This window comes from Microvirga terrestris, assembly GCF_015694425.1.
Lineage (GTDB): Bacteria > Pseudomonadota > Alphaproteobacteria > Rhizobiales > Beijerinckiaceae > Microvirga > Microvirga terrestris.
In genome coordinates this window covers 65,341-81,509 of record NZ_JADQDN010000001.1, presented here as the reverse complement: position 1 = coordinate 81,509, position 16,169 = coordinate 65,341, and the positions used below count along the sequence as shown (strand labels likewise).

Annotated in this window: 13 protein-coding genes; 6 read left to right on the top strand and 7 right to left on the bottom strand. The window is 62.8% G+C overall.

Going from position 1 to position 16,169, the window contains the following annotated elements; all coding sequences use genetic code 11:
* Positions 1-13: 13 nt before the first annotated feature.
* Positions 14-2,011 carry an RNA polymerase sigma factor RpoD gene (gene rpoD / locus I2H36_RS00420; RefSeq protein WP_196261926.1) on the bottom strand — a complete coding sequence of 666 codons (1,998 nt, stop codon included), beginning with the start codon at positions 2,009-2,011 and terminating at the stop codon, positions 14-16.
* A 196-nt stretch (positions 2,012-2,207) separates the two neighbouring features.
* Positions 2,208-4,100 (bottom strand): DNA primase, encoded by a 1,893-nt coding sequence (gene dnaG, locus I2H36_RS00415; protein WP_196261925.1) that lies wholly within the window; start codon positions 4,098-4,100, stop codon positions 2,208-2,210.
* Positions 4,101-4,410: 310 nt separating this feature from the next.
* On the opposite strand from dnaG, the gene I2H36_RS00410 reads away from it, so the two are divergent.
* Positions 4,411-6,546: a M10 family metallopeptidase C-terminal domain-containing protein gene (locus I2H36_RS00410; RefSeq protein WP_196261924.1), complete on the top strand. Its 2,136-nt coding sequence runs from the start codon at positions 4,411-4,413 to the stop codon at positions 6,544-6,546.
* Positions 6,547-6,810: 264 nt separating this feature from the next.
* Here I2H36_RS00410 and I2H36_RS00405 read toward each other — a convergent pair whose 3' ends face one another.
* Together I2H36_RS00405 and I2H36_RS00400 are read right to left on the bottom strand one after the other, a co-directional pair.
* Positions 6,811-8,970, bottom strand: a complete 2,160-nt coding sequence (locus I2H36_RS00405; RefSeq protein ID WP_246718611.1) for a PAS domain-containing sensor histidine kinase — start codon at positions 8,968-8,970, stop codon at positions 6,811-6,813.
* Positions 8,971-9,187: 217 nt separating this feature from the next.
* Entirely contained in the window at positions 9,188-9,430 is a 243-nt protein-coding gene (locus I2H36_RS00400; RefSeq protein WP_196261922.1) for a hypothetical protein, read from the bottom strand.
* Positions 9,431-9,594: 164 nt separating this feature from the next.
* Here I2H36_RS00400 and I2H36_RS00395 point away from each other — a divergent pair, with 164 nt between their 5' ends.
* Positions 9,595-10,341 (top strand): invasion associated locus B family protein, encoded by a 747-nt coding sequence (locus tag I2H36_RS00395; RefSeq protein WP_196261921.1) that lies wholly within the window; start codon positions 9,595-9,597, stop codon positions 10,339-10,341.
* 131 nt (positions 10,342-10,472) lie between these two features.
* Here the strand turns inward: I2H36_RS00395 and I2H36_RS00390 are convergent, their stop codons facing one another.
* On the bottom strand, positions 10,473-10,931 hold the full coding sequence (locus tag I2H36_RS00390; RefSeq protein WP_196261920.1) for a GatB/YqeY domain-containing protein: 459 nt from the start codon (positions 10,929-10,931) through the stop codon (positions 10,473-10,475).
* A gap of 142 nt (positions 10,932-11,073) precedes the next feature.
* Here I2H36_RS00390 and carA point away from each other — a divergent pair, with 142 nt between their 5' ends.
* From carA to I2H36_RS00375, 3 genes are all read left to right on the top strand, one after another.
* Complete coding sequence (gene carA, locus I2H36_RS00385; RefSeq protein WP_196261919.1) at positions 11,074-12,273, top strand: glutamine-hydrolyzing carbamoyl-phosphate synthase small subunit; 1,200 nt, start codon at positions 11,074-11,076, stop codon at positions 12,271-12,273.
* Positions 12,274-12,397: 124 nt separating this feature from the next.
* Positions 12,398-12,772, top strand: coding sequence for a hypothetical protein (locus tag I2H36_RS00380; RefSeq protein ID WP_196261918.1), 375 nt, complete (start codon positions 12,398-12,400; stop codon positions 12,770-12,772).
* A gap of 76 nt (positions 12,773-12,848) precedes the next feature.
* The gene (locus I2H36_RS00375) at positions 12,849-13,397 is read left to right on the top strand and encodes a cupin domain-containing protein (protein ID WP_196261917.1); all 549 of its coding nucleotides are present in this window, start codon (positions 12,849-12,851) and stop codon (positions 13,395-13,397) included.
* Positions 13,398-13,461: 64 nt separating this feature from the next.
* On the opposite strand, the gene I2H36_RS00370 is transcribed toward I2H36_RS00375, so the two are convergent.
* A complete protein-coding gene (locus I2H36_RS00370) occupies positions 13,462-13,881 on the bottom strand; it encodes an organic hydroperoxide resistance protein (protein WP_196261916.1) in 420 nt (139 codons plus the stop codon).
* Positions 13,882-14,196: 315 nt separating this feature from the next.
* Between I2H36_RS00370 and I2H36_RS00365 the strand changes: the two genes are divergently transcribed.
* The gene (locus I2H36_RS00365) at positions 14,197-14,919 is read left to right on the top strand and encodes a class I SAM-dependent methyltransferase (RefSeq protein WP_196261915.1); all 723 of its coding nucleotides are present in this window, start codon (positions 14,197-14,199) and stop codon (positions 14,917-14,919) included.
* Here I2H36_RS00365 and I2H36_RS00360 read toward each other — a convergent pair.
* Positions 14,883-16,121 carry an MFS transporter gene (locus I2H36_RS00360; RefSeq protein ID WP_425523268.1) on the bottom strand — a complete coding sequence of 413 codons (1,239 nt, stop codon included), beginning with the start codon at positions 16,119-16,121 and terminating at the stop codon, positions 14,883-14,885. The two genes, I2H36_RS00365 and I2H36_RS00360, sit on opposite strands and share 37 nt — an antisense overlap.
* Positions 16,122-16,169: the final 48 nt, after the last annotated feature.

The following is a 16,169-nucleotide window of genomic DNA, read 5'->3' as shown; positions in this document are numbered from 1 at the left end:
CTTTTCAATTCGCTCAGTTGTCGAGGAAGCTCCGCAGCTTCCGGCTCCGCGAGGGGTGCTTCAGCTTGCGCAGGGCCTTCGCCTCGATCTGGCGGATGCGCTCGCGGGTCACCGAGAACTGCTGGCCGACCTCCTCAAGGGTGTGGTCGGTGTTCATGCCGATGCCGAAGCGCATGCGCAGCACGCGCTCTTCACGCGGGGTGAGCGAGGCGAGCACACGGGTCGTGGTCTCGCGCAGATTGCTCTGGATCGCCGCATCGATGGGCAGGATCGCGTTCTTGTCCTCGATGAAGTCGCCGAGGTGTGAATCCTCCTCGTCGCCGATGGGCGTCTCGAGAGAGATCGGCTCCTTGGCGATCTTGAGGACCTTGCGCACCTTCTCCAGCGGCATGGCAAGCTTCTCGGCCAGCTCCTCCGGGGTCGGCTCGCGGCCGATCTCGTGCAGCATCTGGCGCGAGGTGCGGACGATCTTGTTGATCGTCTCGATCATATGCACCGGGATGCGGATGGTGCGGGCCTGGTCGGCGATCGAGCGGGTGATCGCCTGCCGGATCCACCAGGTGGCATAGGTCGAGAACTTGTAGCCGCGCCGGTACTCGAACTTATCGACCGCCTTCATGAGGCCGATATTGCCCTCCTGGATCAGGTCCAGGAACTGCAGGCCGCGGTTCGTGTACTTTTTGGCAATCGAGATCACGAGGCGGAGATTCGCCTCGATCATTTCCTTCTTCGCCTGACGGGCCTCGCGCTCGCCCTTCTGCACCATCATGACGATGCGGCGGAACTCCTGGATCTCCAGGCCGGTCTCGCTCGCCAGATTGTGGATGTTCTCGCGCAGGTCGTGAATGCCGTCCTTCGCCTTGGCGACGAAGTCCTTCCAGCCCTTGCCGCCGAGCTTGGACACGCGCAGCACCCATTTCGGGTCGAGCTCCCAGCCTTGGTAGTGCTTGAGGAACTCCTCGCGGGCGACGCCATGGCTCTCGGCCAGGCGCATCAGGCGGCCCTCATGGGAGATGAGGCGCTTGTTGATGTCGTAGAGCTGCTCAACCAGGGCCTCGATGCGGTTGTTGTTCAGCGACAGCGACTTCACCGACGCAACGATATCCGACTTGAGTTCCTTGTACTTGCGTTCCTGGGCCGGGGTCAGCTGCTTGTTCTGCATGCGCTGTTCCACATGCTCGACCTGCAGGCGGCGCAGCTTCTTGTAATTGTCGGCAATCGAGTCGAAGGTCTCGAGAACGCGCGGCTTCAGCTCGGCCTCCATGGCCGAGAGCGACACGTTGTTCTCCATATCGTCATCGTCGAGATCGCCCTCGGGCGGGGTCATCCCCTCCTCGGTTTCGGGTGTCTCTTCCTCCGCCTCACCTTCACCCAGGGCATCCACCTTGGGCGCGCCCTTGCCGTCGGGGCCCGCATAGGTGGCCTCGAGGTCGATGATGTCGCGCAGCAGCACCCGGCCTTCGACGAGCTCGTCGCGCCAGATGATGATGGCCTGGAAGGTCAGCGGGCTCTCGCAGAGGCCTGCGATCATGGCCTCGCGGCCGGCCTCGATACGCTTGGCGATGGCGATTTCGCCCTCGCGGGAGAGAAGCTCCACCGAGCCCATCTCGCGCAGATACATGCGCACCGGATCGTCCGTCCGGTCGGTCGGTTCCTTGGCCGTGGTCTCACGGACGGCAACGGCGCGGGTCTGCGAGGCCTCGACGAGATCACCGCTCTCGGCCTCCTCCTCCTCAGCCTCGGGCTTCTCGCCCTCGTCCGCTTCTTCCGATTCGACGACGTTGATGCCCATCTCGGAGAGCTGGCCGAGCACGTCCTCGATCTGCTCCGAGTTGAATTCCTCGGGAGGCAGGACCTCGTTCAGCTCGTCATAGGTGACATACCCGCGCTTCTTCGCGAGCTTGATCATCCGCTTGACGGCGGCATCGCTCAGGTCGAGCAGAGGCCCATCGGTCTGCTGCTCGGTGGTCGTGGTATCGCCTTCGTCGCCGCCGGTTGTCTTCGTTGCCATGCTTTGCTCAACTCCAGCGCCCCGCCTGTCCCCCCTACAGGACCTGCGCTGCGCGAAAGGGCGGCCAGCCTTGAAGGCTCCGCCACCCGAAATTCATTCCCGATTATAAACAGTGAGTCGCTGACTAACCGTTAACCATCTCCTGCTCAAACTGTGGCAGCCACCCGACCCGCCGCAATTTTGAAATTCTTGATCTTCAGTGACCCCCGGGGATCCCTGCATCGTCCATGTCGGCCTCGGCACCCTCGACGGAAGACAGCTGGTTCTGGACCTCCCGCAGCCAAGCGAGATTGGCCTCATTATCATCTTCGGCGAGTGCGCGCTCGGCTGCTCGAAGTTCGCTATGTAACGTGCGGGCGCGGCGATGCAAGGTGATGGCTTGCCTCAATGCGTCCTCAAGACGCAAGGGGTCCGCGTGAGGATCGAGCATCCATCGGTCGCCGGGACGGACCAAAGCCGTTAGCCTGTCAGCCTCGGCCGTCAGTCCAGCCCGCTCAAGGCGGGCCCTCATGACCGTCAGGTCGGCAGGTTCGCCGCTCGCCGCTCCATCGAGCAGGAGACTGCGCACCATTTGGGTAGAGCGGCGTTCAAGTTCAAGATCTGCAAGGGTTTCTGCATGATTTTGAAGGATTTCCGGGTGCACCAGGAAGGTGCAGAGGATCATCGCCTCCCGGGGAGACTCGGCCGTTCCGCCGGCAAAAAGCGCACTCCGGGCCAGCATCGGCGAGACGCTCAGGCGGGAGCTCGGCGTCATCGGCTGAGGCTTCTGGAAATCCCGCCGCGGGCCGCCACCCTGGCGGTTGAACCGGTTCGACCGGGTGTCGGGACTCAAAGCCGCCAAACGGCTTTCCACCTCCTCCCGGTAGTATTTCTTCAGGGTTTCGTCGCGAATCAGGCCAAGTGATTCGCGCAGGCGTCGCTCCAGGGCGGCCCGCCGCTCTGGGGTATCGCGGGGGCCAGCCTCGAGTTCCCGGGTCCAGAGCACGTCCACCAGGGGTCGGGCCGCGCCAAGCACCCGCTCGACGGCCGCAGACCCTCCGCCGCGGGCGAGGTCGTCCGGGTCCTGCCCCTCGGGCAGCATGGCAAAGCGCAGGGATTTGCCCGGCATCAGGTCCGGGAGGGCCACGTCGAGGGCCCGGTAGGCGGCTCGCTGCCCGGCCTTGTCGCCGTCGAAGCAGAGGATGGGCTCCTCAGCCAAGCGCCAGAGCAGGGTGAGTTGGTCCTCCGTAAGCGCCGTGCCCAGCGGCGCCACCGCATGGGGAAACCCCGCGACGTTGAGCGAGATCACGTCCACATAGCCCTCCACCGCGATCACGGTGCCCCGGTCATGGGCCGGCTGGCGGGCGAGGTGGTAATTATAGAGGAGCCGCCCCTTATTGAAGAGCGGCGTGTCGGGGGAGTTGAGGTACTTGGCCGGAGCATCCGCGCTCATGGCACGCCCGCCGAAGGCGATCACCCGGCCGCGCAAGTCGCAGATCGGGAACATCACCCGGTCGCGGAAGCGGTCGTAGGGGACCTTCACCTCCTCGCCGGCGATCAGGAGCCCCGCCTCCACCATCATGTCGATGGGCACGCCCTTGCCGGCAAGGTGGTCCCGCAAGGCAAATCGTTCAGGAGGGGCATAGCCGATGCGGAAGCGGACCTGTGTGTCCCGGCTCAGGGTACGGCCGGCCAGATAGTCGCGCGCTTTGGTCCCGACCCGGTCCTGCAGCGAAGCCTCGAAAAACACGGCTGCCAGTTCCATGACGTCGTAGAGGCTCTTGCGCTTGACCTCCTCCTGCCGGTCCTCCTGGGACAGCTTGGGCAAAGGCACCCCTGCTTCGCCCGCGAGACGCTCGACGGCTTCGGGAAAGGACAGCCCCTCGGTTTCCATCAGGAAGGTGAAGATGTCGCCGTGCTTGCCGGAGGAGAAGCAGTGATAGAACTGCTTCTGGTCGTTCACGTAGAAGCTTGGCGTCTTCTCGGCGTTGAAGGGCGACAGACCCTTCCACTCCCGCCCGGCCTTCTTGAGACGCACGCGCTTGCCGACTACAGCCGAAACCGGCAGCCGGGCGCGGATCTCTTCGAGAATTTGGGGTGGGTATCGCACGAGGCGTCGGTCTCCAAACCTGTTGCATAACCTAGGGCGGCGGGGCAGGAGCGCAAAAACGGAACGGCCAAGCTTTTCTGTGCCCACAATCCACAGGAGCAGTCCTCCGGTCAGGAGCGGAACCTCGTCGCAGGCCCCAAAAGGCGTCTTCCCAAGGCCTAGCTGACCACTTACCCTTCTGATTCGCCTGCCATGCAGGAGCCAAATTCTGAATTAAGTCGCGTAGCTTGTTTCAAGATTATTAACGGCCCAGTGCCAGCATCTAAGCATTGCAAAAAACGACAACAAAGAATTTTTGGAGCTCAGGGCGATGCCCGCTGTTACGATAATTGGTTCATCAGGCGATACTTACATCGACGGCCTTCTTGGAAACCTGAAATGGTCCGTCAACACCTTCACCTACAGCTTTCCGACAAGCGTCTCTCCCTACGGCATGTCCTACGGTGAGGGAGAGACTGCCACCTTCGGCGCGCTCACCCCCCTTCAGCAAGCGACCACCCGCACGGCCCTGTCGATGTTCGCCTCCGTGGCGAACGTCACCTTTACTGAAATAAGCGAGTCGGCGACCGCTCACGCCGATCTGCGTTTTGGCCTATCCGACCTGCCCAGCACGGCCTGGGCCTATTATCCCTCCACGGACACTGAGGGAGGTGACGCCTGGTTCAACAAGTCGAGCGGCGCGTACAGCAACCCGATGAAGGGCAACTACGCCTTCCTGACCTTTATCCACGAGATCGGCCACGCCCTCGGGCTGGAGCATCCTCATGAGGCCGGCATGCCGACCGACCGTGACTCCATGGAGTACACGGTCATGAGCTATCGCTCTTATATCGGCGCCTCGGCGACACGCGGTTACATGAACGAGACCTGGGGCTACGCCCAGTCGCTGATGATGCTCGACATCGCCGCCGTGCAGCACCTCTATGGCGCCAACTACGCCACCAACAGCGGCAGCACGGTCTATCGCTGGAGCGCGACGACCGGCGAGATGTTCGTCGATGGCATCGGCCAGAGCGCCCCCGGCGGCAACAGGATCCTGCTGACGATCTGGGACGGCGGCGGCAACGACACCTATGATTTTTCCAATTACGGCACCAACCTGAAGGTCGATCTGCGCCCCGGAAGCTGGACGACCACGGCCACGAGCCAGCTGGCCAAACTGCACTATGACGGTTCGCGGTTAGCGGCCGGCAACATCGCCAACGCGCTGCTTTATCAGGGCGACACGCGCTCCCTGATCGAGAATGCCATCGGCGGAACGGGCGCGGATGTGATCGTCGGCAACCAGGCTGCGAACACGCTCAAGGGCAATGCCGGCAACGACAGGCTCACCGGCGCCCAAGGTGACGACATGCTCGACGGAGGGATCGGCAGCGACACGGCGATCTTCGGGAGCCAGCGCTCGGATTACAGCGTCACACGGCTGGCCAATGGATCGCTTCAGGTCGCGGACCTGCGCACGGGCGCGCTGGATGGCACGGACATCATCTCGAATATCGAAATGATCCAGTTCAAGGACAGGATCTACTCCCTCGCGGAACTCGCCCCGGCTGACACGCCGGTGCCGACCGAACCTCCTGTCATAGATGAGCCGCCAGTGACGGACGAACCGCCGGTCACGGAGAATCCTCCCCCCAAGCAGGATCTCGTGCTCAGCGGGACCAGTGCGGCCGACAGGCTCGATGGCGCGGACGGAAACGATCAGATCAACGGCTGGTCCGGGAACGATGCCATCTATGGCCAGGATGGCGACGACATCCTGACCGGCGGCTCGGGGCGCGACATCCTCGATGGCGGCACCGGTATGGACACCGCCAGCTATGCGACCGCCAGAGCGGGCGTTATCGCCGACCTGATGGCCGCATCGAGAAACACGCGGGATGCCTCCGGAGACCGCTATGTCGGCATCGAGAACCTGACCGGCAGCGCCTATGCCGACACGCTCAAAGGCAATGATGCCGCAAACGTTCTGATCGGCGGCTCCGGATCGGATTCTCTCTCCGGCCGTGGCGGCTCCGACCGGCTCGAAGGCGCCGACGGCTCCGATTATCTGGATGGCGGTATTGGGGCCGATGCTTTGTACGGGCACAGCGGCCGCGACACCCTGTATGGCGGTGCGGGGAGCGACGTCCTGGCCGGCGGTTCAGGGGCCGACCTTTTCGTGTTCAAGGCGCGGAGTGAAACTGCAGCGGGTGCGTTTGATACAATCCAAGATTTCGTGTCCGGAACGGACAGGATTGACCTGCGCAGCATCGACGCCAACACGAAGCTCTCGGGCAACCAGGCATTCTCGTTCATCGGCGGCAGTGCCTTCACCGGCAAGGCCGGGCAGCTGAACTTCCGTGACGGCTTGTTGTCCGGCGACGTCAACGGCGACCATGTGGCTGATTTTCAGATCAGCCTTCCAACTGTCCTGTCCCTGAAGCAGACGGATTTCTATCTTTGACGGGAGAAGGCTTTGAGCGAGTGGGTTGATTTCGACCGATGGAAGGAATGCCCGCAGCTCGAGCGACCCGGCTATGTCTTTGAGGTCAGGAATGCGGAGGGACAAAGCCTCTTGACGGCGTGCGCTGTCCCTCTGAAGCTGCCCACCACCTGGACATCCGCTCCCGTGCAGTTTCGCCTCGTGGAGGCTCCGAAGCCAAGGCATTCGGCACCGATTCCGATACCGCGCTCCTAAGCACGAGCGACAGTGCAATTCTGATTGGGGCTAGATGATGCCGTCAGGCAGCGGAGCCTTGACGGTGCACACAACTCCTGTCGGGACATAAGCGAGACTCACCTCGCCTGCGAGTTCCTGCGCCAGGCTTCGTTCGATCAGCCTCGTGCCGAATCCCCTTCGCTCCGGCGACGCGACGGGAGGGCCGCCGCGCTCCTCCCAGCATAGGGTCAGTTGCCTTGGTGTGCCAGACATGATTGACCACGAGACCGACACCTGCCCTTCTGCCACCGACAAGGCTCCATACTTCGCGGCGTTGGTTGCAAGCTCATGAACGGCCATGGACAAGGCGAGCGCCATGCTCGGCGTCAGGCGGACACGCGGCCCATCGATGTCGCAGCGCCCGCTGGATTGGCGGCAATAGGGTTCGATCACCTCGCCGACAATGTCGCGAAGCTCGGCTCCCTCCCAGTTGTCGCGGGTAAGGATGTCGTGCGCCCGTGCCAGGGCGAACAGCCGATCCTGAAAGGCCGTGACGTTCGAACCGTTTGCTTTGTCCGTGTGGCGAAAGCTCTGGAGAGCGATCGATTGCACGGTGGCAAGCGTATTCTTCACACGATGATTGAGTTCGTTGATGAGAAGGCGCTGACGCTCCTCCCAAAGTTTGCGCTCAGTAATCTCGAAGGCAACGCCCGTCGCTTTGACGGAAACCGCGCCGTCTTCTCCTGGCATAACCTCCAGGTCTGCCCTCAGAAGCAGCCAATGACGGGAACCGTCCGGCCAGATGATCTCGAATTCTTCCTCGGCATTGCGCTCACCCCGTTGGAGCGCGGCGGCAGCCGCCGTCCGGAGCCGGTCCTGAGCCCCCGGCGCATAGCGAGACCTGATCTCCTCGATGGTCGGAGACGCATCCTCGGGGAAGCCAAGAAGACGGTTGAGTTCGGGTGAGGTCGTCACCGAGTTGGTGCGGTTGTCGCTTTCCCACACGGCCATGCGACCGGCATCGAGCGCAAGCCGAAGGCGAGACTCGCTCTGACGCAAGGCGGCCTCGGCCTCCCTGCGCGCCGTGAGATCGATGCTAACCGACGCAATTGAGTGTGCCTCGCCGATCGAATCACGGATCAGAGTCACCGTATTGCTGACCCAGACCTCCGAACCGTCCGGACGAATGTAGCGCTTTTCAATCTCGAACGGTTCGCCGGTTTCAACTGACCTCTGGAGCAGAACGAGATTTCGGGGAAGATCATCGGGATGGGTGATGTCCTGCATGCGCCGGCCATTCAGGAGCTCCTCCCGGGCATAGCCGGAGATCTCACAGAACCGGTCATTCACCCGGATAAAGCGCCCTGACAGGTCAGCTTCCGCAAGCCCTGCAGCGGATTGGTCAAAGATGGCGGCAAAGTGAGCCTCGCTCTCACGCAGCGCAGCCTCGCGCCGCTTGCGCTCGGTGAGATCGCGCGCCAAGCCAATCCGGACCTTCTGGCCTTTCCATGTGGCCACCCTGCCCACGAACTCGGCAGGGAAGGCGGAGCCGTCCTTGCGGATCGCTTCGATCTCGTAGGGCTCCTCATCACCGCGAGCCCCCTTCTCCTGAAGAAGGGCTGCACTCCTGGGCGTCACGAAAGCCGTGCTGGGCAGCCCGATCACCTCGGCGACATCGTCGTAACCGAAGACTCGCGCATAGGCAGGGTTGCAGTCGAGAATGACCTCGCCGTTGTGAATGACCACGCCTTCCCGGGTCTCCTCCGAAAAGAGCCGGTATCGGGCCTCGCTTTCGCTGAAGGCTGTTTCGGTCTCGACCTGCTGGGTAACGTCGAAGCCTTGGGCGAAGATGCCCGTCACTCGTCCCTGTTCGTCCAACACCGGCTGGTAGACGAAGTCCATGTACCGGGTTTCAGCCGGGGCGTTCGCCTGCCGCTGAAAGGCAACGGGCATCCTCCGCCCGATGAACGGCTTTCCCGTCGCATACACCTTGTCGAGGAGCGCCACGGTGCCCTGCTCTTCCAATTCGGGCAGCACATCGCGAACTCGCTTACCGACGACCTCGCGCCGGCCGACGAGATCGAGATAAGCCGCATTGGCGAATTCGAAGACGTGGTTGGGCCCGCTGACGATGGCGATCATCCCCGGGGCCTGCTGAAAGAAGAACCGCAGACGGTCCGTCGGAGCATCTCCTGGAGAGCGCATGGGAGCTTCGGGCTTACCGTGCATTGCGCTCACCGGTGGCATGATCCTTACAATTCTGGCCTGGACCCAACCCGGTGATGATGGACAGAGGCCATTCACGGGTCAGGGATGCGGAGGTAATTGACTGCAAGGACATTGGGTAAAGGTAACGGGGACGTGAACCTGCCTATCAGCAAAGCCGGGTGTTGAACATCAGACGATGGTGCCGGTCGCTGCGGCGCTTCGCCCTCATATGGAAGCGCTAGAGATTGAGGATGGGCAGGACTTTCGCACTGCCATGCGCCTGGAGATCGAGATCATAGGCCAGAACCTCCTCGTCCGTGAGTTCGCGCAGGGTTTCGGCGGAGGCCTGCGGCCCTGCGGCCTGTGCGGCAACCAGCTCGGCATCCCGCTCGTCGCGGGCGACCACCACCAAGGGAGCCGTCTTGGGTTCCTGGCCGTTCGGCTGCGGCACCGTCACGGTTACGCCAAATCCCTTGTTCATTCGCGCACTCCTGCAGTTTGGCCTTAACGACCCGTCATCCAAATTCTGACATCAACCTGCCCGATAGACGGCCGATCCCCAAGGCGGGTTCCAGCTGAGTGCCACTCAGCTCCCGGGAGAGCCGGCCGATGACCGTTCAGTTCAACGAGAGGAGAACTCCCGAAATGCCCACCCTTTCCCGACTTTCCGGGGCCGCGATGGCCGCCATGCTGGCGCTCAGCCCCCTGCCGGCCCTGGCCCAGACCTCAGGGCAGGCCCCAAAGCCGAAGCAGCCTGCGCCGAAAGAACAGCCCGCTCCAAAGAACCAGCAGGCCCAGCCTCCGGCTGCCGCTCCCGTGGTGGTCGCCCTCAAGGCCGCGCCGGCTCAGCCGGAATGGACGAAGGTCTGCGGCAAGGATGAGCGCACGAATGCCGAGACTTGCTACACCACACGCGATTTCGTGACCGACAAGGGACAGCGGATTGTTGCGGTGGCCTTCTATGACGTGAAGGCCAAGAATGCGCCCAAGCTCCTGCGGATCCTGATGCCGCTCGGCCTGCTGGTGCCGCCCGGCATCCGGATCGCCGCGGAGAAGAGCCAGCCCGTGGCCGGCCGCTACTCCAGCTGCCTCCCGCATGGTTGCTTTGCTGAAGCAGCAGTGAAGGATGACCTCGTCGCCGCCCTCAAGAAGGGCACGACCCTGAATGTCAGCGCCCGGAACCAAGGCGGCAAGGAAGTGACCTTCACCGTGCCGACGGATGGATTCGGCAAGGCCTTCGATGGCCCGCCGGTCGATCCGCAGGTTCTGGCCGAGCAGCAGAAGAAGATCCAGGAGGAGCTTCAGAAGCAGGCGGAACAGCAACGCGGCCGGATGGGCAATCCCGGCCAGGCGCCTGAGGCCAGTGCCGGGGCTCCGGCGGTCAAGCCATAAGGGCTTCGTCCTACTTGTCCAATGTCATGGCCGGGCTTGTCCCGGCCATCTCGATTGGAAAAGCGCTGCACCTCACAGGGTCGGGATCACCGGCACAAGGCCGGTGATAACGAAGGTGTGTTTGGGATGGCTCAGCCCTTCGGAAGCATGTCCTTCACGAGGCCGCTCGCCTTGGCGAAGTCCATGCGGCCGGCATACTTGGCGCGGAGCGCACCCACGACCTTGCCCATGTCCTTCATGGAGGCGGCGCCGGTCTCGGCAATAACGGCTTCGATGGCGGCCTTCGTCTCGGCCTCATCCATCTGCTGCGGCAGGTAGGAGGTGATGACCGCCACCTCGTCCTTTTCCTGCTGGGCCAGCTCCGTGCGTCCGCCCTGCTCGTACATGGTGATCGATTCCTGACGCTGCTTCACCATTTTCTGCAGCATGGCCAGGATCTCCTCGTCGGAGAGAGGCTCCTTGCCGTTGCCTCTAGCCTCGATGTCCTTGTCCTTGAGGGCGGCCTGGATCAGGCGAATGGCACCCAGGCGCCCCTTTTCCCCAGCCTTCATGGCCTCCTTCATGTCGGCGGTGAAACGTTCGCGCAGCATGGATATCTCCTTGGTTTTCGGTTGCTTGAGCGTTGACTGACGGCGACCGGCCCCTTAAGTCACGCAGGACAGTTCACGGGCGGCCCGTTAGCGGCCTGCTCAAGCACGGCCCATTGGCCCCGGACTTAAAGAGATCATGACGATGCTGCAAGACAAAGACACGGGCGGTGGCTGGGCAGAGCCGCGCGCGACGGCCGTTCTCGTGCTCCAGGACGGCACGGTTCTCGAGGGCTTCGGCATCGGCGCCATCGGCGACGCAACCGGCGAGGTCTGCTTCAACACCGCCATGACCGGCTATCAGGAGATCCTGACGGACCCTTCTTACGCCGGCCAGATCATCACCTTCACCTTCCCGCATATCGGCAATGTAGGCACCAACGAGGAAGACATCGAGAGCGTCAACGCTGCCTCGTCCTCGGGCGTGCGCGGTGTCGTGCTGGCAGCCTCGATCACCGAGCCGTCCAACTGGCGCGCCTCCCGCGACCTCGACGCCTGGCTGAAAGCGCGCCAGATCGTGGGCCTCACCGGAATCGACACCCGGGCGCTGACGGCCCTGATCCGCGACCGGGGCATGCCCAATGCGGTCATCGCCCATGACCCGGAAGGCCGCTTCGACATTGAGGCCCTGAAGGCCACGGCTGCCGCCCTCCCGTCCATGGACGGCCAGGACCTCGTGCCGCTGGTCACCAGCGGCCAGCGTTTCGACTGGGACGAGACCACCTGGAACCGGGGCGAGGGCTACGGCCATCAGGACGGCGCTCATAAGCACCACGTGGTGGCCATCGACTACGGCGTGAAGCGCAACATCCTGCGGCTGCTGGCCCAGGCCGGCTGCAAGGTCACGGTGGTGCCCGCCACCGCCACGGCCGAGGACGTGCTGGCCCTCAAGCCCGACGGCGTGTTCCTCTCCAACGGCCCGGGCGATCCGGCCGCGACCGGTGAATATGCCGTGCCAGTCATCCGCAAGGTGTTGGACGAGAAGATCCCGACCTTCGGCATCTGCCTCGGCCACCAGATGCTGAGCCTGGCCGTGGGCGCCAAGACCAAGAAGATGCACCAAGGCCATCACGGGGCGAACCACCCGGTGAAGGACAGGACCACCGGCAAGGTCGAGATCACCTCCATGAACCACGGCTTCGCGGTGGATCCGGAAACCCTGCCGACAAACGCCGTGGAGACCCACGTCTCCCTGTTCGACGGCTCCAATTGCGGGATCTCTCTGACCGACCGTCCCGCCTTCTCGGTGCAGTACCACCCGGAAGCTTCGCCGGGCCCGCAGGACAGCCATTACCTGTTCGACCGCTTCGTGCAGCTGATGGACGAGAAGAAGACCAGGGCCTGACGACCCTCTAAAGGCTGGCGCCGCGACAAACGGGTCGGTTGCGCCAGCCACCCAAATCACGGTAACCGATCATTAACCATAAAACGAAAATGATCTCGGGCCTTGATTTGGGGGTATTTCATCCATGACTTTCGATGACGATTCCGGCGAATTCAGCCGGCTGCACAATCTGTTCACGTTCCACCTCGGCATTGCCGTGTCGCTCGCCTGGCTGACATCGCTCTACGCCGCCTTCTATGCTCCGTGGGTGCGCAACATCCGCCCGCTGATCGACCCGGCCAATGTGGGTCCGGTCGAGAGCACCTGGTCCTATCTCTTCATTTTCCCGGTGGTGCTCACCGCGGCCTGGCTGATTTCCATCTTTGGCCAGAACCTCTTCGCACAGTTCCGCATCTTCAAGAACCAGATCATCGAGTTCGCCTTCGCCGCAATGGTGGCCTTCGGCATGTTCTACCTGTCCATCGACCGCGCCGTCGCGGCGATGCTCATCGGCATGTAAGCCAAACCCTTCAACGGTCCAGGTCGATCTTTCTCCTGCACCATGCGTTCTCTCCCCGATATGAAGGGAGAGACACATGGCTCAGGCGAAAGGATACGGCGATCCCCACGGCTACAACGCACCGCTCGGGACTGAGACCTACATCTTCCGCAACAACGGCATCGTGCCGAACTCGTCGCTGCCGCTGATCGTCCGCCGTGGGGCGATCTCCCCTTCTGAGCACGATGCGGTCAGAACCTTCAAGGCGACCTTCGCCAAGAACGGCTGGACGAATGCGTGGCTCGACAGCATCCACGATTACCAGCACTACCACTCCAACACTCATGAGGTGCTCGGCATCGTGTCGGGCTCGGGTCGGGTCCGCTTCGGTGGTGAGGACGGCGAACTCGTCTCCGTCACCATGGGGGATGTCATCGTCGTTCCGGCCGGCGTCGCCCATGCATTAATCAATGCAAGCGACGACTTCGCTGTGGTCGGCGCCTACCCGAACGGATCCGATTACGATACCGTCTGCGACGACCCCAAGGCATTGGCGTCCTCGCAGCAGCGCATCGCCCAGGTGCCTTTGCCGGATGCCGATCCTGTGGACGGCGCCGACGGGCCGCTTATGAAGCTGTGGATCTGACCATAAAAGAGCCCCCTGCCCGGTGAGCAGGGGGCCTTCGCCCCTACGGCTTTATTGTTGAAGCTTAGACCGACAGCGTGACCTGAACGTTGCCACGAATGGCGTGCGAGTACGGGCACACCACGTCGGCCTTGTGCAGCAGGTCCGTGGCCTGCTCATGAGGCAGCCCTGGCAGACTGGCCTTCAGTTCGACCACCAATCCGAAACCTGCGCCGTCATCACGCTTGCCGATACCGACCTTGGCTTCGACATGGGTATTGGCCGGGAGAGCAACCTTGCTCTGAGCCGCCACGAACTTCAGCGCGCCAAGGAAGCAGGCCGAATAGCCAGCTGCAAAGAGCTGCTCCGGGTTGGTCCCCTCGCCGCCCGCGCCGCCAAGCTCCTTCGGCGTGGAGAGGCGAACCTCCAGCTTCCCATCGTTGGAAGCAGCAACGCCTTCGCGGCCGCCCTGGGCTGAAGCATGGGCTGTGTACAGAGGGGTCATCAGATAGCTCCTTAGATTGTCATGCCTGATATCAAGCTGTCAAATTGCATGCTCACAATTTGATTGCGTGCAATATAAAAGCAACCGTAACCACTATTTAGATTGTGCGCAACCTAAATTTTCCAGCGTCTTTCATTAATAGATCATTATCAGCAAACCCCGGCGTACTTGCCCGCTTGACCTGACCTATGCGCAAGACGTGTTCCTGAATGAACTCCGCACCCCAACCGAGCAGGTTGCGAAACTGCCCGTCAGGCTTCATGAATCGGCCTCGCTGTCCGCGAAATCCTGAACCGAGCAGGGAAAGCTTCATCGATGAACTGGCGCGACTACTGGAACCAGGATACGCCGATCTACACGGGCGAGCGGCACAAGCTCCTCCATTACCGGTTGATCGCGAACGACATCATCGGCCTCATTCCCTCCCCGGACGCGGCGGTGCTCGATTACGGCTGCGGCGAGGCTCTGTTTGCGGACAAGATCGCGGCGAAATGCGCCCGCCTGATCTTAAGCGATGCGGCGCCGCTGGTGCGCGAGCGCCTGAACGAGCGCTTCAAGGGCAATGAGCGGATCACGGTGCTGTCGACGGATGACGTCGCCGATCTTCCGGACGCCTCCTTTGATCTCATCGTGGTGAACTCCCTCGTCCAGTACCTGTCCCTGGATGAGTTCCGCGCCCTTCTGAAGCTCACCCACGACAAGCTGAAAGAGAACGGAAGGCTGATCCTCGGCGACATCATCCCGCCAGACATCAGCCCGCTCACTGATGCAAGGGCATTGCTGTCCTTCGCCTGGCAGGGCGGCTTCCTGCGCTCAGCCGTAACCGGCCTCGCGCGCACGGCCTTTTCCGAGTACCGCAAGATCCGCGAGGAGTTCGGGCTTGCTCAGTACGGCGAGGATGAGATCGTCGATCTTCTGGAGGATGCCGGGTTCAGGCCGGAACGGGCTGCGCGTAATCTCGGGCACAACCAAGCCCGCATGACCTTTGTGGCACGGCCCGCTCAGGCTCTGGACGCCGAGGATCTGACGGAGCGCTGATCGCTCGCCAGCGACAGGCCGAAGACGACCAGACCTGCAACCGCCAGCACGGCACCCACCCAGCCCGTTGACTCGAAGCCATAACCGGCCGCAATCGCGAGGCCGCCGAGCCAGGCGCCAAGCGCATTGGCGATGTTGAAGGCCGAGTGGTTAAGGGCTGCGGCAAGGGTCTGCGCATCGGCCGCCACATCCATGAGCCGGGTCTGGAGCGCAGGCCCGATGGCCACGCTGCAGCCGACTAGGAAGACGCAGATCGCGATCATGGTAGGGTTCTCGGCGGTCAGCCAGAACACGGTCATCACCACGACGCTGCCCGCCAGAGTGCCGCCGATGGTGGCCATCAGGTTCTTGTCGGCAAGCCAGCCGCCCACAAGATTACCCACGATCATGCCGGCGCCGAACAGGGCCATCATCATCGGAACGGCGCTCTCGGGCATTCCGGCCACCTGAGTGGCTGTCGACGCGATATAGGAGAAGACGGAAAACAGGCCACCGAAGCCCACGGCTCCAATGCCCAGGGTGAACCAGACCTGCTTGCGCTTGAAGGCGCCGAGCTCCCGCATGGGGCTTGCACCCTCCTGGACCTTGTCCTTCGGCAGGAACAGCCAGATCAGCAACACAGTCAGTGCGCCCATGAAGCCGACGGCCGCAAAGGCGATCCGCCAGCTGACGACCTGCCCAAAGAAGGTCGCGACTGGCGTGCCAAGCAAGGTCGCCACGGTGAGGCCCAGCATGACACGGGCGACAGCCTGGGTGCGCTTGTTGGGCGGCACCAGCGAGGCTGCGACCAAGGCAGCCACGCCGAAATACGCCCCGTGCGGCAGGCCGGTGAGGAAGCGCAGCAGCACGAAGGATTCGAAGCTCGGCGCGATGGCGCTCACCACATTGCCGACGGCGAAAACGGCCATGAGGAGAAGCAAGAGCGTCTGACGGGCGAGCTTGGCCGCCAGGACGGCGATGATGGGCGCACCCACAACGACTCCAAGGGCATAGGCGCTGATCGCGTATCCGGCTTCAGGCGTCGTGACGTTGAATTCCTGGGCGACGTTCGGCAACAGGCCCATGATGGCAAATTCGCCGGTGCCTATACCGAAGCTCCCGACGGCGAGCGCCAGCTCGATCAGCGCGACAGCCAGGCGGGAGCGCGGAAAGGCAGGAGTCGTGTCCTTCGCAACAAGACAGGCTTCCTCGGCAATGGCCATGTCGGACATGAAGCCCCCAGACTTTCGGTGATGGATGAGCAAGCCTTC

Coding starts and splice junctions, on each gene's coding strand:
- I2H36_RS00410 (WP_196261924.1), top strand. CDS start 4,411: ATGCCCGCTGTTACGATAATTGGTTCATCAGGCGATACTTACATCGAC.
- carA (WP_196261919.1), top strand. CDS start 11,074: ATGCTGCAAGACAAAGACACGGGCGGTGGCTGGGCAGAGCCGCGCGCG.
- I2H36_RS00375 (WP_196261917.1), top strand. CDS start 12,849: ATGGCTCAGGCGAAAGGATACGGCGATCCCCACGGCTACAACGCACCG.
- rpoD (WP_196261926.1), bottom strand. CDS start 2,011: ATGGCAACGAAGACAACCGGCGGCGACGAAGGCGATACCACGACCACC.
- I2H36_RS00360 (WP_425523268.1), bottom strand. CDS start 16,121: ATGGCCATTGCCGAGGAAGCCTGTCTTGTTGCGAAGGACACGACTCCT.
- I2H36_RS00400 (WP_196261922.1), bottom strand. CDS start 9,430: ATGAACAAGGGATTTGGCGTAACCGTGACGGTGCCGCAGCCGAACGGC.
- I2H36_RS00365 (WP_196261915.1), top strand. CDS start 14,197: ATGAACTGGCGCGACTACTGGAACCAGGATACGCCGATCTACACGGGC.
- I2H36_RS00405 (WP_246718611.1), bottom strand. CDS start 8,970: ATGCACGGTAAGCCCGAAGCTCCCATGCGCTCTCCAGGAGATGCTCCG.
- I2H36_RS00380 (WP_196261918.1), top strand. CDS start 12,398: ATGACTTTCGATGACGATTCCGGCGAATTCAGCCGGCTGCACAATCTG.
- I2H36_RS00395 (WP_196261921.1), top strand. CDS start 9,595: ATGCCCACCCTTTCCCGACTTTCCGGGGCCGCGATGGCCGCCATGCTG.
- I2H36_RS00370 (WP_196261916.1), bottom strand. CDS start 13,881: ATGACCCCTCTGTACACAGCCCATGCTTCAGCCCAGGGCGGCCGCGAA.
- I2H36_RS00390 (WP_196261920.1), bottom strand. CDS start 10,931: ATGCTGCGCGAACGTTTCACCGCCGACATGAAGGAGGCCATGAAGGCT.